Consider the following 13,732-nt stretch of genomic DNA (forward strand, 5'->3'; position numbering starts at 1 on the left):
GAAGAACAATGATCAAGCTCGGCATCGTGATGGACCCCATCGCAAGCATTAACATCAAGAAAGATTCCAGCTTCGCTATGCTGCTGGAAGCACAGCGTCGCGGCTACCAGCTTCATTACATGGAGATGGCCGATCTGTACCTGAATAATGGTGAAGCCCGCGCGCGGACGCGCATCGTGAACGTCGAGCAAAATTACGATAAATGGTACGAATTCGGATCTGAGCAGGATATTCCCCTCGCCGAACTCGATGTGATCCTGATGCGTAAAGATCCCCCGTTCGACACCGAATTCATCTACTGCACCTATATTCTTGAGCGCGCAGAAGAGAAAGGCACGCTGATTGTTAACAAACCGCAGAGCCTGCGCGACTGTAACGAGAAACTCTATACCGCCTGGTTCTCCGACCTGACGCCAGAAACGCTCGTCACCCGTAACAAAGCACAGCTGAAAGCTTTCTGGCAGAAACATGGCGACATCATTCTGAAGCCGCTGGACGGAATGGGCGGTGCATCGATCTTCCGCGTGAAAGAAGGCGATCCGAACCTCGGCGTTATTGCTGAAACCCTGACCGAGCACGGCACCCGCTACTGCATGGCGCAGAACTATATTCCAGCCATTGTGGACGGCGATAAACGCGTGCTGGTCGTCGATGGCGAGCCGGTACCTTACTGCCTGGCGCGTATCCCGCAGGGCGGCGAAACGCGTGGCAATCTGGCGGCCGGTGGTCGTGGTGAGCCGCGCCCGCTGACGGAAAGCGACTGGGAAATCGCGCGCCGCGTCGGCCCGATGCTGAAGGCCAAAGGGCTCATTTTTGTCGGTCTGGATATTATCGGCGACCGTCTGACGGAAGTGAACGTCACCAGCCCGACCTGTATCCGCGAAATCGAAGCCGAGTTCCCGGTCTCGATCACCGGTATGCTGATGGACGCGATTGAAAAACGTCTGAAGCAGTAACGCTCTCGCACATGCCGCCGGTCATCTACCTGCGGCGAAGTCAATAGTGACAAGGCCCAGCTTTCTCCGCATACTGGGCCTTGTCGCTTTTTAAACCAGGAATCAGAACCTCTGACAATGAATTTACAGCATCACTTTCTTATTGCCATGCCTGCTCTCCAGGACCCGATTTTCCGTCGAGCTGTCGTGTATATCTGTGAATACAGCGAAGACGGCGCAATGGGGATTATCATCAACAAACCGCTGGAAAACCTGCAAATCGAGGGCATTCTTGAGAAGCTCAAGATCACGCCTGAAGAGCGCGCCCCGGAAATCCGCCTGGATAAGCCGGTGATGCTCGGTGGCCCGCTGGCAGAAGATCGCGGCTTTATTTTGCATACGCCTCCGGGTTTCTCCTCCAGCATTCGCGTTTCCGATAATACGGTGATCACCACTTCGCGCGACGTTCTGGAAACCCTCGGCACGCACAATCAGCCTTCCGAAGTGCTGGTCGCGCTGGGCTACTCCTCCTGGGAGAAAGGCCAGCTTGAGCAGGAAATTCTCGATAACGCGTGGCTCACGGCCCCGGCGGATCTGAATATTCTGTTTAAAACCCCGATCGCCGATCGCTGGCGCGAAGCGGCAAAACTCATTGGTATCGACATCCAGACCATGCCTGGTGTGGCGGGGCACGCATAATGAGCGGAACGCTTCTCTCCTTTGATTTCGGCACCCGAAGTATCGGCGTGGCGATTGGTCAGCGCATTACCGGCACGGCACGCCCGTTAACGGCGATCAGAGCCCAGGACGGTACGCCCGACTGGGCCATTATCGAGCGCCTGCTGAAAGAGTGGCAGCCCGAAGCCGTGATCGTTGGGCTACCGCTCAACATGGACGGCACCGAGCAACCGCTCACCGCCCGTGCGCGCAAGTTTGCAAATAAGATCCATGGCCGCTTTGGCGTCGTCGTTAAGCTGCACGATGAACGTCTGAGCACCGTTGAAGCCCGCGCAGGTCTGTTTGAGCATGGCGGATTCCGCGCGCTAAACAAAGGCAGCGTCGATTCTGCCTCGGCGGTGATTATTCTCGAAAGCTACTTCGAGCAAGGGTTTTAATTTCGCTAAAGCCTTCCCTGCGCTTTGCGCTCTGCAAGGCTTTGGTCGAAATTCTGCATGCCCGCCTGCTGCCCGGTCTGGATCACACCAGGCAACTGCCAGGTTTTCCCTTCGCGGATAAGATTGGCCGACGCCGGTGTGTTCACCAGCATCTCAAACAGCGCTACGCGCCCGCCCTGAAGGTCCCGTACCAGTTTTTGTGCCAGCACCGCACGCAGGCTTCCTGCCAGTTGGTTTCGCACCGGATCTTTCTCTTCTGCCGAAAAGGTGTCCACCAGCCGTTCAATGGCCTGTGCCGCCCCGCGCGTGTGCAGCGTCGCCAGCACCAGATGCCCGGTCTCCGCGGCCGTGAGCGCCAGGCGGATCGTTTCGCTATCGCGCAGTTCACCCAACAAAATGACATCCGGATCTTCACGCAGCGCCGCCCGCAGCGCCTGAGCAAATGACGGGCAGTGCAGGCCAATTTCCCGCTGCTGAATCAGGCACCGCTGGCTTTGATAGACGTACTCCACCGGATCTTCCAGCGTCAGAATATGGCCATCGGAATGGTGGTTGAGATAATCCACCATCGCCGCAAGCGTTGTGGATTTGCCGCTGCCGGTGGCCCCCGTCACCAGAATCAGGCCATTGTCACTGGAGAGCAGGTCGGGAATGACGCGCGGCGCGCCAAGCGTTGAGAGCTGAGGGCACTCCTCCGGCAGAAGTCTCAGCGTCAGCGAGACGCCATGGATATGCACAAACGCGCTGGCACGCAGACGCTTGCCACTGAGCAAGGTCACCGCGAAATCCACGTGTCCATTTGCCCACCAGGCGCTCTGCTGTTCGTCATTCAGCCATGTTTTTAACAGCTGCGCGACATCAGGCGGAGGAAAGGGTGCCGGCTCAAGTTTGCCTAATCTACGCCAGCGCGGTGGCGAATCGCTGCACAGGTGTAGATCCGAGACATTATGCTTTACACTAAGGGCCACAATTTCTTCCATATCCATACGACCATCCTCGGACTCATGAACGACATTGCGCATAACCTGGCACAGGTCAGGGACAAAATCTCAGCCGCTGCAACGCGTTGCGGCCGTGCTTCAGAAGAAGTTTCGTTGCTTGCAGTGAGTAAAACGAAGCCTGCGAGCGCCATCGCAGAAGCCATCGACGCCGGGCAGCGCGCTTTTGGCGAAAACTACGTTCAGGAAGGTGTGGACAAAATTCGCTATTTCCAGCAAACCGGGAATACGAATCTTGAGTGGCACTTTATCGGTCCGTTGCAGTCGAACAAAAGTCGGCTGGTTGCTGAACATTTTGACTGGTGTCATACGGTCGATCGTCTACGCATTGCAACACGGTTGAGCGATCAACGCCCTGCCGACATGGCACCGCTTAACATCCTGATTCAAATCAATATTAGCGATGAGAACAGTAAGTCTGGTATCACTCTGGCTGAGCTGGATGCGCTGGCCGAACAGGTGTCTGAACTGCCCGGTTTGACCCTGCGCGGGCTGATGGCGATTCCGGCACCGGAAACGAGTTACGACAGGCAGTTTGCCGTAGCACAGCAAATGGCTGTAGCATTTGAAGCGCTTAAAGCGCGCTACACGACCGTAGACACGCTTTCACTAGGCATGTCGGACGATATGGAAGCCGCCATCGCGGCAGGCAGCACTATGGTGCGCATCGGTACAGCCATTTTCGGTGCGCGCGATTACCCCCCAAAATAAGGAAACCTGAGGAACGCCATGAAGACGTTGACTTTCCTGCTCTCAACGGTCATTGAGCTGTATACGATGGCGCTGCTGTTACGCGTCTGGATGCAGTGGGCTCGTTGTGATTTTTATAACCCATTCTCACAGTTTGTCGTGAAAATCACACAACCTGTTATTGGGCCGCTGCGCCGCATTATCCCACCGATGGGGCCGATCGACAGCGCCTCTCTGCTGGTGGCGTTTGTGCTCAGTATCATCAAAGCTATCGTGCTGTTTATGGTGGTCACCTTCCAGCCGATCATCTGGATCGCAGCGGTGCTGATCCTGCTGAAAACCATTGGCCTGCTGATCTTCTGGGTGCTGCTGGTGATGGCGGTCATGAGCTGGGTGAGTCGCGGCCGTAGTCCGGTTGAATACGCCATGATTCAGCTGACGGAGCCGCTCCTGCGCCCGATCCGCAATCTGCTGCCAGCCATGGGCGGGATCGATTTTTCGCCGATGATTCTGGTGCTGCTGCTGTATGTCCTGAACATGGGCATCGCTGAACTGTTACAGTCAACGGGCAACATGCTGCTGCCGGGGCTGTGGATGGCGCTATGAGTGCCGTCAGTCACCTCGCCGACGGGCTGGTTTTGCGGCTGTATATTCAGCCGAAAGCCAGCCGCGACAGCATCGTGGGATTACATGGCGACGAGTTAAAAGTCGCCATTACCGCCCCTCCCGTGGACGGCCAGGCGAACGCGCATTTGACCAAATATCTGGCAAAACAGTTTCGCGTCGCCAAAAGCCAGGTCATCATTGAAAAGGGTGAGCTGGGGCGTCATAAACAGGTAAAAATCCTCAACCCGCAACACATCCCGACGGAAGTCGCGGCACTGTCACAACAGGATTAACGTATGCAGAAAGTTGTTCTCGCGACCGGTAACGCCGGTAAAGTGCGCGAGCTGGCCTCGCTATTAAATGATTTTGGTCTGGATGTGGTCGCGCAGACCGAGCTGGGCGTCGAGTCCGCGGAAGAGACCGGCCTGACGTTTATCGAAAACGCGATTCTGAAAGCGCGTCATGCGGCACAGGTCACTGGCCTTCCGGCTATCGCGGATGATTCCGGGCTGGCGGTCGATGCGCTGGGCGGCGCGCCGGGCATTTACTCTGCGCGCTATTCTGGCGTAGACGCCACCGACCAGCAGAATCTGGAAAAGCTGCTGGAGACGCTGAAAGCGGTGCCGGACGAGCAGCGCCAGGCGCAGTTCCACTGTGTGCTGGTCTATATGCGTCATGCGGAAGATCCCACGCCGATTGTCTGCCACGGCAGCTGGCCTGGCGTGATAGCCCGCCAATCATCAGGAAATGGCGGCTTTGGCTACGATCCAATTTTCTTTGTCCCCTCTGAGGGCAAAACCGCAGCGGAACTGACCCGCGAAGAAAAAAGCGCGATTTCCCATCGTGGGCGCGCGTTGAAACTGTTACTGGAAGCATTACGTAATGGCTAATTTGCCACCTCTGAGTCTTTATATTCACATCCCGTGGTGCGTGCAGAAATGCCCGTACTGCGATTTCAATTCGCACGCGCTGAAAGGCGAAGTGCCGCATGACGACTACGTTCAGCATCTGTTGACCGATCTGGATGCCGACGTACCTTACGCACAGGGACGTGAAGTTAAGACCATTTTTATTGGTGGCGGTACGCCGAGCCTGCTTTCTGGCCCGGCGATGCAGATGCTGCTGGACGGCGTGCGTGCGCGCCTGAATCTGGCAGCCGATGCGGAAATCACCATGGAAGCCAACCCGGGCACCGTGGAAGCCGATCGTTTTGTCGAGTATCAGCGCGCCGGAGTGAACCGTATCTCGATTGGCGTACAGAGCTTTAGCGAGCCTAAGCTCAAGCGTCTGGGGCGTATTCACGGCCCGGAAGAGGCGAAACGCGCGGCGCATCTGGCAACCGGTCTGGGGCTTCGCAGCTTTAACCTCGATTTGATGCACGGCTTGCCCGATCAGTCTCTGGAAGAGGCGCTGGATGATTTGCGCCAGGCTATCGAGCTGAACCCGCCGCATCTCTCCTGGTATCAGCTGACCATTGAGCCAAATACCCTGTTTGGTTCGCGCCCGCCGGTCCTGCCCGACGACGACGCCCTGTGGGATATTTTCGAACAAGGCCATCAGCTGCTGACGGCTGCGGGTTATCAGCAGTATGAAACGTCCGCCTACGCGAAGCCCGGCTACCAGTGTCAGCACAACCTCAACTACTGGCGCTTTGGCGATTATTTAGGTATCGGCTGCGGCGCACACGGCAAAGTGACTTTCCCTGACGGGCGTATTCTGCGCACCGCGAAAACCCGTCATCCACGCGGGTATATGGAGGGGCGCTATCTGGAGCGTCAGCACGACGTGGCGGTAGACGATAAACCCTTTGAGTTCTTCATGAACCGTTTCCGTCTGCTGGAAGCGGCCCCACGCGCGGAGTTTACGCTTTATACCGGCTTGCCGGAAAGCGTGATTCGACCACAGATTGATGCCGCGCTCGAGAAAGGGTATCTGACGGAATGCGACGCGTACTGGCAGATTACTGAACACGGGAAACTGTTCTTAAACTCCCTGCTCGAGCTGTTCCTCGCCGAAGAGTCCTGACGCGCAGAATCAAAAGCGTGAAGAGATCCACTCCCGGGGAGGGAGTGGATACGAATAATTACTTCAGCGTACTCACCAGCGCCTTCCGGCTGTCTTCCAGGGTTACCACGCGTTGACACACGTCTTTGCCGAATTTCTGGAAATCCGCTTCCTGATTCTTCCATTCGTTCTGGATCGAGGTCTGCAATCCGCCCAGGCTGCCTAATACGCCCTGCAGTGGATTTCCGCCGCCTTTCAGCACGGCTTTCGCCCCCATCTCATTGATGCTGTCCTGCAGAATGCCGCCCATCGCCTGATTCACCAGGTTCTGTCCGTCTGCGCGCACCTGATCGATGGCTTTATAGTGGAACGTCAGACCATCCGTGCGGTGTTCGATGATACGGTTCATCTGCTCTTTCAGTTGGGCGTCCAGCTTGGTCAGACGGGTGCGCATATTGCTGCTCTCACCCACCTCTTTGGCGATGATCTTATCCAGCGCCACACGGCCTTTCTCAACGCGCGTCAGGGCGCCTTCGTCGATCCAGGGTAGCGCTGAGCGCAGATCCGCCTGATAATCTTTCGCCTGCTCGCGTTGGGCCGCGCTCAGGGTGTATTGCTTGCCGTTGTACATCACGTTGCCATCCGGCGTGATCACCAGATTGCCGTTCTCACCTTTTACCTGAACGGTTTGCGGGCTGAGAATCACATCGTCGCGCGGTGTGACTTCACATTTGTAGTCCGCATGGGCAGTTAACGCGGTGGTCATCAATGCCACAGCCAGCAGCGTTTTGCGCATCATAATTATCCCTCAAGACAAAACGGGCCGGCATTTGCCGGCCCTTTGCTAGTTAGTCCCACCAAATGTCGAAAAGTTCGCTAACGCGGACCTCTTCGAATTTGCGGTCTTCCAGCCATTTGCGCACAAGTGTCTGCTGCTCTTCGGTGCACTTACCGATCTCTTGCTTGCAGATCAGCCCTTCCCAGGAGAGATAGCCGCTGCCATCAAACGCCAGTTTGTTTGGCTCGATCACTTCATCGATAAAGGCGTCAACTTCCTTATCGATGGTTTCTACGCTAGTACCTTCCGGGAAACGCCATGCGACGGAAAAACCAACTTCCTGGAATTCCTCGATGTGCATTTTTTTACGCAGACGACGGCTACGGTTTGCCATTATTTAACCCTCTCGAACATTAAGTCCCATACACCGTGACCAAGACGATGGCCACGCTGTTCAAATTTCGTTACCGGACGTGAATCCGGTCGCGGTACGTAGTCGTTGCTCTCAGACTGGTTTTTATACCTGTCGAGCGACGACATCACTTCCAGCATGTGTTCCGCGTAAGGTTCCCAGTCGGTGGCCATATGGAAGACACCGCCCAGTTTTAGCTTACTTTTCACAAGCTCAGCAAATTCTGCCTGAACGATACGGCGCTTATTATGACGTGCTTTGTGCCATGGGTCAGGGAAAAAGAGCTGAACCATGTTCAAAGAATTGTCAGGAATCATTTTGTGCAGCACTTCGACCGCATCGTGGCACATGACACGCAGGTTCTCTACACCCTCTTCGTGCGCGGTCGCAAGGCATGCGCCCACGCCCGGTGAGTGTACTTCAATGCCGAGGAAGTTTTGCTCCGGACGCGCTTTCGCCATGGTCACGAGCGATGAGCCCATGCCAAAACCGATCTCCAGCGTGATCGGCGCATCGCGGCCAAACAGGGCGGCGAAGTCGACTGGCTGTTCGCTGAACTCAACGCCCATCACCGGCCAGTAGTTATCCAGCGCATGTTGCTGCCCTTTTGTCAGGCGCCCCTGACGGCGGACAAAGCTGCGAATACGGCGCAGTGGGCGACCGTTTTCATCAAATTCCGGTGAAATGACGTCGTTTTTCATAAAAGAGTAGTCTGCTTGTGAGAATGTTCGGGAAACGGGCATTATCCAAAGTTAAGCCCTGTATGCAAGCATGGGAAAGATCCGGTTTACAGTCGCATGGCGCTGTGCTGCAATCTGCGTCCCTGATTAAGCGAATCGATGACCATGCAAGCCTCTCAATTTTCAGCCCAGGTGCTGGACTGGTACGACAAATACGGGCGTAAAACCCTGCCCTGGCAAATTGAAAAAACGCCCTACAAAGTATGGCTCTCCGAGGTGATGTTGCAACAAACGCAGGTCGCGACCGTGATTCCCTACTTTGAGCGTTTTATGGCGCGGTTTCCGACGGTAACCGATCTCGCCAACGCGCCGCTCGACGAGGTGCTGCACCTGTGGACCGGCCTTGGCTATTACGCCCGTGCGCGCAATCTGCATAAGGCAGCGCAGCAGGTCGCGACTTTGCATAACGGTAAATTCCCGGAAACCTTCGACGAAGTGGCCGCCCTGCCCGGCGTCGGGCGTTCCACGGCGGGCGCGGTGCTTTCTCTCTCCTTAGGCAAACATTTCCCGATTCTCGATGGCAACGTCAAACGCGTGCTGGCCCGCTGCTATGCGGTCGGAGGCTGGCCGGGTAAGAAAGAGGTCGAGAAGCGCTTATGGGAGATCAGTGAAGCGGTGACGCCCGCGAAAGGCGTCGAGCGTTTTAACCAGGCGATGATGGATTTAGGGGCAATCGTCTGCACGCGTTCCAAACCGAAATGCGAGCTGTGCCCGGTCAATAATCTTTGCGTGGCCTATGCCAATCATTCATGGGCGCAATACCCCGGCAAAAAACCGAAGCAGACCCTGCCAGAACGTACCGGCTTTTTACTGCTGATGCAGCACGACGACGAAGTGTTTCTTTCGCAGCGTCCGCCGAGCGGTTTATGGGGCGGGTTGTACTGCTTCCCGCAGTTTGACAGCGAAGAGGGGCTGCGTGAGTGGCTGGCGCAGCGACAGATTAGCGCCGATAAACTCCAGCAGTTGACGGCGTTTCGCCACACGTTCAGCCATTTCCATCTGGATATTGTGCCAATGTGGCTTCCCGTGTCCTCCTTCGCCTCTTGCATGGATGAAGGCGTGGCTCTCTGGTATAACTTAGCGCAACCGCCATCCGTCGGGCTGGCAGCTCCCGTGGAGCGCCTGTTACAGCAATTACGTGCCGGAGCAGTCGTTTAGCTTCGACAAGACAACGAGGAATCAGAATGGCCAGAACAATTTTTTGTACCTATCTGCAGCGCGACGCCGAAGGGCAGGATTTCCAGCTCTATCCGGGTGAACTGGGTAAGCGCATCTATAACGAGATCTCCAAAGAGGCGTGGGCGCAGTGGCAGCAGAAGCAGACCATGCTCATCAACGAGAAAAAACTCACCATGATGAACCCGGAACACCGCAAGCTGCTGGAACAGGAGATGGTGAACTTCCTGTTTGAAGGCAAAGATGTGCACATTGAAGGCTACACGCCGCCGGAAAAATAACAGCGTGCGGGGGTAACCCCGCAGTTTAGCAAACACAACACGCAATCCCGGAATGATGAAAAAATTACTAGCGCTAGCCCTTGTTGCGCCGTTGCTTGTCTCTTGTTCCAGTAAAAAAGGCGATAGCTATAACGAAGCCTGGGTTAAGGACACGAACGGTTTTGACATTCTGATGGGGCAGTTTGCCCACAACATCGAGAATATTTGGGGATTTAACGAAGTTCTTATCGCGGGACCGAAGGACTACGTTAAATATACCGATGCCTACCAGACCCGTAGCCACATCAACTTTGATGACGGTACGATCACGATCGAAACCATCGCGGGAACCGAACCTGCGGCGCACTTACGTCAGGCCATCGTCAAAACCCTGCTAATGGGTGACGACCCTGGCACTATCGATCTCTATTCCGATGCCGACGATATCACCATCTCCAAAGAGCCGTTCCTGTATGGGCAGGTCGTTGACCAGACCGGGCAGTCGATTCGCTGGGAAGGCCGCGCTACCTCTTTCGCCGATTACCTGCTGAAAACGCGTCTGAAAAGCCGCAGCAACGGCCTGAAAATTATCTACAGCGTGACCATCAACCTGGTGCCGAACCACCTCGACAAGCGTGCGCATAAGTACGTGGGCATGGTGCGTCAGGCGTCGCGCAAATATGGCGTGGATGAGTCGCTGATTCTGGCGATTATGCAGACCGAATCCTCCTTTAACCCGTACGCGGTGAGCCGGTCCGATGCGTTAGGACTGATGCAGGTTGTCCAGCACAGCGCCGGGAAAGATGTGTTCCGTTCGCAGGGCAGATCCGGCATGCCTAGCCGCAGCTTCCTGTTTGATCCGGCCAGCAATATTGATACCGGCACCGCCTATCTGGCGATGCTGAGCAATGTCTATCTGGGCGGGATTGATAACCCGACGTCGCGTCGCTATGCGGTGATCACCGCGTACAACGGCGGCGCAGGCAGCGTACTGCGCGTGTTCTCGAATGATAAAATTCAGGCCGCGAACATCATCAACAGCATGTCGCCAGGGGACGTTTACTCAACCCTGACCACTCGCCACCCGTCTGCGGAATCCCGTCGTTATCTGTATAAGGTGAATACGGCGCAGAAGAATTATCGTCGCCGCTAGTTTTCCCCTGCCCTCTCCCGAACGGGAGAGGGCAATAATCCCCACACTGCCGCCCCATCCATACGAAAATGTTATTTGCATCACAATCTAAACTGCAAATTAATGAGGATTGCATTTTTTTGCGGGAGGTAACAAAACATAACCTCGCCTGCTGATAGAATTGCATCAAATAACAACCCTGAATGTTCCCATAACAACATATCTCCCGCTCAATTGTGAGGAAAGTAACATGAACCTTAAGCTGCAGCTTAAAATATTGTCGTTTCTGCAGTTCTGTCTGTGGGGTAGCTGGCTAACCACGCTCGGCTCCTACATGTTTGTGACGCTCAAGTTCGACGGTGCGTCTATCGGTGCCGTATACAGCTCGCTGGGTATTGCAGCGGTCTTTATGCCAACGCTTCTGGGGATCGTGGCGGATAAATGGATAAGCGCGAAATGGCTTTACGCGCTCTGTCATCTGGTGGGGGCGGGTACGCTATTTATGGCGGCCGGAGTGACCACGCCAGGGGCGATGTTTATGGTGATCCTGCTGAACTCGCTGGCTTATATGCCAACGCTTGGCCTGATCAACACCATCTCCTACTACCGCATTAAGTCTGCGGGCCTGGATATCGTGACCGACTTCCCGCCAATCCGTATCTGGGGCACCATCGGCTTTATCATGGCGATGTGGGGCGTGAGCTTCGCAGGCTTTGAACTGAGCCACATGCAGCTCTACATCGGTGCTGGCCTCTCTGTACTGCTGGCCCTGTTCACCCTGACGCTCCCGCACATTCCTGTTTCTAACCAGCAGCAAAAACAGAGCTGGAGCTCCATGCTCGGCCTGGATGCGTTCGCGCTGTTTAAAAACAAACGCATGGCGATCTTCTTTATCTTCTCCATGCTGCTGGGCGCAGAGCTGCAAATCACTAACATGTTCGGGAACACCTTCCTGCACAGTTTCGACAACAACCCGCTGTTCTCCGGTAGCTTTATCGTTGAACACGCGTCGGTAATGATGTCGATTTCACAGATCTCTGAAACCCTGTTCATCCTGACCATCCCGTTCTTCCTGAGCCGCTACGGTATCAAAAACGTGATGCTTATCAGTATCTTTGCGTGGATGCTGCGCTTCGGTCTGTTCGCCTACGGCGACCCAACGCCGTTCGGCACCGTGCTGCTGGTTCTGTCGATGATTGTTTACGGCTGCGCCTTCGACTTCTTCAACATCTCCGGTTCGGTGTTTGTCGAAAAAGAAGTTAAGCCTGAAATCCGCGCCAGTGCTCAGGGTATGTTCCTGATGATGACCAACGGTTTCGGCTGTATTCTCGGCGGCATCGTGAGCGGTAAAGTCGTTGAGATGTACACCACCAATGGGATTACCGACTGGCAGCCAGTGTGGCTGATCTTCGCCGGTTACTCTCTGGTGCTGTTCTTCGCCTTCATCGCCCTGTTCAAATACAAACACGTCCGCGTTCCGAATGGCGCACAGCCAATCGCGCATTAAGATGTGATGCTCTTGTGCCGGGTGGCGGCTTTGCCTCACCCGGCTTCTTTTTACTTTTCATCCGCACCCATCCAGTACAATCCCCACCGACAGTAAATCTGCGCTCCCTCCTGGGCTTAGATGGCGGGCGATCAGCGCGTTATCCATTTCATTCAGAATCTTTCGATCCCAACCGTTCGCCAGCACATCTTTCGCGTACCCCTGGACATAGCGCAGCCCGTCCAGGCCGCCGCGCGACACCAGATTACTGTCCTGATTCACCGCCATTAACCGCAGCAGCAGATCGTGGAGTTGATGACGATTCCACTGGGGCAGAACCTTCCTGACCGTCGCGAATCCGCTTTGAGCCTCGCCGCGCGCCCCCGTTAAGCCCAGCTCCTGGTACTGGCGCTCACCGGCGGTTGCCCTCCCGCTGCGCCCGGCCAGTTCACGTTCCACCAGCCCCTGACAAATGTTACTTATCTCACAGCAGAGACTGTCTGAAGTGACAGGGTTTACGCGCCCGGCTGCAAAACAGAGCAGTCCCAGCGCGAAAATCCCGCCTTTGTGGGTGTTAACTCCGCCCGTCGCCGCGTACATCGCCTGCTCACAGGCAATTCCCATCGGGCGAATCAGGCTCAACTGTTCCTCCGCGGGTTTTCCGGCATGTTCCGCGCCCAGTTCCGCAAAGCGCGAGAACCACGGCACTATGGCGGCGATGCTGCGGGTAAAAAGTGCGTGATCCATATCGCGATGGGAGCCGTTGTTGCGCTTATCCACCAGCCCCGGTTTTGGCGTGAGCTCCAGTTCCATCCACAGAGCCTCTTCGGCGAGCTGCGGCACATCTGTGACGCGCGGTTTAGTCGCGAGCAAACCAGTCATCGATCATCTTCTCCACACGGGCTACCACCTGCTCCACCGGATGCTGACGCGAACGGGAACAGGCGTGCGCCGGTTCATCGCAGATCAGGCAGCGGCGCATGTTCTCACCGAGCGAGCGCCGTCCGACATGCCCGGCGTTGGGGCAGATCACATCCAGATCCCACAGTCGTCCGAGAGGATGCGTCTGTTCCAGCTCGGCACAGTGAGCTTTAATTTCTGGCGCCTGATGCGCCACGCACCACATGGCTTCTGGTCCCGTGGGCAGCCACAGCACCTGTCGGTCCAGCACCTGCCAGCGGTGCTCCCACAGCAGTTGATCGCACATCTGCAGCGCCACGCCCATGGTATTGCGATAGCGCAGAGAGTCTTTGATATCACCGGGCGTTACCAGCGTCAGCGAAATCACCGGTTGTTGATAATGTGTAAGCCAGTCAGCCTGACGCGCGGCGCGATTCTCTTTCGCCGCCAGCATCTGCGTAAGGCTGACACCCGAATGAACGGGTGTCGCGATGGTCATG

General features: G+C 55.9%; 18 protein-coding genes. 12 read left to right on the plus strand and 6 right to left on the minus strand.

Annotation, left to right across the window (positions count from 1 at the left end; all coding sequences use genetic code 11):
- The first annotated feature begins 8 nt into the window (after positions 1-8).
- The 3 genes from gshB (at position 9) to ruvX (ending at position 2,050) form a co-directional block, all read left to right on the plus strand.
- On the plus strand, positions 9-956 hold the full coding sequence (gene gshB / locus ETG88_RS07940; protein WP_100779003.1) for a glutathione synthase: 948 nt from the start codon (positions 9-11) through the stop codon (positions 954-956).
- A gap of 117 nt (positions 957-1,073) precedes the next feature.
- Complete coding sequence (locus tag ETG88_RS07945; protein ID WP_100779002.1) at positions 1,074-1,634, plus strand: YqgE/AlgH family protein; 561 nt, start codon at positions 1,074-1,076, stop codon at positions 1,632-1,634.
- Positions 1,634-2,050 (plus strand): Holliday junction resolvase RuvX, encoded by a 417-nt coding sequence (ruvX, locus tag ETG88_RS07950; protein WP_129035112.1) that lies wholly within the window; start codon positions 1,634-1,636, stop codon positions 2,048-2,050. Before ETG88_RS07945 ends, ruvX begins: the two co-directional genes overlap by 1 nt.
- A gap of 5 nt (positions 2,051-2,055) precedes the next feature.
- Here ruvX and ETG88_RS07955 read toward each other — a convergent pair whose 3' ends face one another.
- Positions 2,056-3,036, minus strand: a complete 981-nt coding sequence (locus tag ETG88_RS07955; protein WP_129035113.1) for a type IV pilus twitching motility protein PilT — start codon at positions 3,034-3,036, stop codon at positions 2,056-2,058.
- 18 nt (positions 3,037-3,054) lie between these two features.
- On the opposite strand from ETG88_RS07955, the gene ETG88_RS07960 reads away from it, so the two are divergent.
- From ETG88_RS07960 to hemW, 5 genes are read left to right on the plus strand one after another with little or no spacing between them, the layout of a single operon-like run.
- The gene (locus tag ETG88_RS07960) at positions 3,055-3,759 is read left to right on the plus strand and encodes a YggS family pyridoxal phosphate-dependent enzyme (protein ID WP_129035114.1); all 705 of its coding nucleotides are present in this window, start codon (positions 3,055-3,057) and stop codon (positions 3,757-3,759) included.
- 18 nt (positions 3,760-3,777) lie between these two features.
- On the plus strand, positions 3,778-4,344 hold the full coding sequence (locus ETG88_RS07965; protein ID WP_100778998.1) for a YggT family protein: 567 nt from the start codon (positions 3,778-3,780) through the stop codon (positions 4,342-4,344).
- On the plus strand, positions 4,341-4,637 hold the full coding sequence (gene yggU, locus ETG88_RS07970) for a DUF167 family protein YggU (protein ID WP_100778997.1): 297 nt from the start codon (positions 4,341-4,343) through the stop codon (positions 4,635-4,637). The genes ETG88_RS07965 and yggU overlap by 4 nt, the downstream gene beginning before the upstream one ends.
- 3 nt (positions 4,638-4,640) lie before the next feature.
- The gene (locus tag ETG88_RS07975; RefSeq protein WP_129035115.1) at positions 4,641-5,234 is read left to right on the plus strand and encodes an XTP/dITP diphosphatase; all 594 of its coding nucleotides are present in this window, start codon (positions 4,641-4,643) and stop codon (positions 5,232-5,234) included.
- Complete coding sequence (hemW, locus tag ETG88_RS07980) at positions 5,227-6,369, plus strand: radical SAM family heme chaperone HemW (RefSeq protein ID WP_129035116.1); 1,143 nt, start codon at positions 5,227-5,229, stop codon at positions 6,367-6,369. Before ETG88_RS07975 ends, hemW begins: the two co-directional genes overlap by 8 nt.
- A 58-nt stretch (positions 6,370-6,427) precedes the next feature.
- Here the strand turns inward: hemW and ETG88_RS07985 are convergent, their stop codons facing one another.
- Genes ETG88_RS07985 through trmB form a run of 3 tightly spaced genes read right to left on the minus strand, consistent with a single transcriptional unit; the run spans position 6,428 to position 8,239 of the window.
- The gene (locus tag ETG88_RS07985) at positions 6,428-7,147 is read right to left on the minus strand and encodes a YggN family protein (RefSeq protein WP_100778994.1); all 720 of its coding nucleotides are present in this window, start codon (positions 7,145-7,147) and stop codon (positions 6,428-6,430) included.
- A 49-nt stretch (positions 7,148-7,196) separates the two neighbouring features.
- Positions 7,197-7,523 carry a YggL family protein gene (locus ETG88_RS07990; RefSeq protein ID WP_129035117.1) on the minus strand — a complete coding sequence of 109 codons (327 nt, stop codon included), beginning with the start codon at positions 7,521-7,523 and terminating at the stop codon, positions 7,197-7,199.
- Positions 7,520-8,239, minus strand: coding sequence for a tRNA (guanosine(46)-N7)-methyltransferase TrmB (trmB, locus tag ETG88_RS07995; protein ID WP_129035118.1), 720 nt, complete (start codon positions 8,237-8,239; stop codon positions 7,520-7,522). Before trmB ends, ETG88_RS07990 begins: the two co-directional genes overlap by 4 nt.
- Before the next feature lie 144 nt (positions 8,240-8,383).
- Here trmB and mutY point away from each other — a divergent pair, with 144 nt between their 5' ends.
- The 4 genes from mutY (at position 8,384) to ETG88_RS08015 (ending at position 12,353) form a co-directional block, all read left to right on the plus strand.
- On the plus strand, positions 8,384-9,436 hold the full coding sequence (gene mutY / locus ETG88_RS08000; protein ID WP_187469885.1) for an A/G-specific adenine glycosylase: 1,053 nt from the start codon (positions 8,384-8,386) through the stop codon (positions 9,434-9,436).
- Between the two features lie 26 nt (positions 9,437-9,462).
- Entirely contained in the window at positions 9,463-9,735 is a 273-nt protein-coding gene (locus ETG88_RS08005) for an oxidative damage protection protein (RefSeq protein WP_100778991.1), read from the plus strand.
- Between the two features lie 55 nt (positions 9,736-9,790).
- On the plus strand, positions 9,791-10,867 hold the full coding sequence (gene mltC, locus ETG88_RS08010; protein ID WP_100778990.1) for a membrane-bound lytic murein transglycosylase MltC: 1,077 nt from the start codon (positions 9,791-9,793) through the stop codon (positions 10,865-10,867).
- A 229-nt stretch (positions 10,868-11,096) separates the two neighbouring features.
- Complete coding sequence (locus tag ETG88_RS08015; RefSeq protein ID WP_100778989.1) at positions 11,097-12,353, plus strand: nucleoside permease; 1,257 nt, start codon at positions 11,097-11,099, stop codon at positions 12,351-12,353.
- Positions 12,354-12,410: 57 nt separating this feature from the next.
- On the opposite strand, the gene citG is transcribed toward ETG88_RS08015, so the two are convergent.
- Both citG and citX read right to left on the minus strand, forming a co-directional pair.
- Positions 12,411-13,214 carry a triphosphoribosyl-dephospho-CoA synthase CitG gene (citG, locus tag ETG88_RS08020; RefSeq protein ID WP_129035120.1) on the minus strand — a complete coding sequence of 268 codons (804 nt, stop codon included), beginning with the start codon at positions 13,212-13,214 and terminating at the stop codon, positions 12,411-12,413.
- On the minus strand, positions 13,192-13,731 hold the full coding sequence (gene citX, locus ETG88_RS08025) for a citrate lyase holo-[acyl-carrier protein] synthase (protein ID WP_107702874.1): 540 nt from the start codon (positions 13,729-13,731) through the stop codon (positions 13,192-13,194). The genes citG and citX overlap by 23 nt, the downstream gene beginning before the upstream one ends.
- Between the last annotated feature and the right edge of the window lies 1 nt (position 13,732).

Source organism: Lelliottia nimipressuralis (assembly GCF_004115925.1).
Lineage (GTDB): Bacteria > Pseudomonadota > Gammaproteobacteria > Enterobacterales > Enterobacteriaceae > Enterobacter > Enterobacter nimipressuralis.

What these genes read in the sequence shown, in the direction of transcription:
- gshB (WP_100779003.1), top strand. Translation starts at nt 9, where the DNA reads ATGATCAAGCTCGGCATCGTGATGGACCCCATCGCAAGCATTAACATC.
- ETG88_RS07945 (WP_100779002.1), top strand. Translation starts at nt 1,074, where the DNA reads ATGAATTTACAGCATCACTTTCTTATTGCCATGCCTGCTCTCCAGGAC.
- ruvX (WP_129035112.1), top strand. Translation starts at nt 1,634, where the DNA reads ATGAGCGGAACGCTTCTCTCCTTTGATTTCGGCACCCGAAGTATCGGC.
- ETG88_RS07955 (WP_129035113.1), bottom strand. Translation starts at nt 3,036, where the DNA reads ATGGATATGGAAGAAATTGTGGCCCTTAGTGTAAAGCATAATGTCTCG.
- ETG88_RS07960 (WP_129035114.1), top strand. Translation starts at nt 3,055, where the DNA reads ATGAACGACATTGCGCATAACCTGGCACAGGTCAGGGACAAAATCTCA.
- ETG88_RS07965 (WP_100778998.1), top strand. Translation starts at nt 3,778, where the DNA reads ATGAAGACGTTGACTTTCCTGCTCTCAACGGTCATTGAGCTGTATACG.
- yggU (WP_100778997.1), top strand. Translation starts at nt 4,341, where the DNA reads ATGAGTGCCGTCAGTCACCTCGCCGACGGGCTGGTTTTGCGGCTGTAT.
- ETG88_RS07975 (WP_129035115.1), top strand. Translation starts at nt 4,641, where the DNA reads ATGCAGAAAGTTGTTCTCGCGACCGGTAACGCCGGTAAAGTGCGCGAG.
- hemW (WP_129035116.1), top strand. Translation starts at nt 5,227, where the DNA reads ATGGCTAATTTGCCACCTCTGAGTCTTTATATTCACATCCCGTGGTGC.
- ETG88_RS07985 (WP_100778994.1), bottom strand. Translation starts at nt 7,147, where the DNA reads ATGATGCGCAAAACGCTGCTGGCTGTGGCATTGATGACCACCGCGTTA.
- trmB (WP_129035118.1), bottom strand. Translation starts at nt 8,239, where the DNA reads ATGAAAAACGACGTCATTTCACCGGAATTTGATGAAAACGGTCGCCCA.
- mutY (WP_187469885.1), top strand. Translation starts at nt 8,384, where the DNA reads ATGCAAGCCTCTCAATTTTCAGCCCAGGTGCTGGACTGGTACGACAAA.
- ETG88_RS08005 (WP_100778991.1), top strand. Translation starts at nt 9,463, where the DNA reads ATGGCCAGAACAATTTTTTGTACCTATCTGCAGCGCGACGCCGAAGGG.
- mltC (WP_100778990.1), top strand. Translation starts at nt 9,791, where the DNA reads ATGAAAAAATTACTAGCGCTAGCCCTTGTTGCGCCGTTGCTTGTCTCT.
- ETG88_RS08015 (WP_100778989.1), top strand. Translation starts at nt 11,097, where the DNA reads ATGAACCTTAAGCTGCAGCTTAAAATATTGTCGTTTCTGCAGTTCTGT.
- citG (WP_129035120.1), bottom strand. Translation starts at nt 13,214, where the DNA reads ATGACTGGTTTGCTCGCGACTAAACCGCGCGTCACAGATGTGCCGCAG.
- citX (WP_107702874.1), bottom strand. Translation starts at nt 13,731, where the DNA reads ATGACCATCGCGACACCCGTTCATTCGGGTGTCAGCCTTACGCAGATG.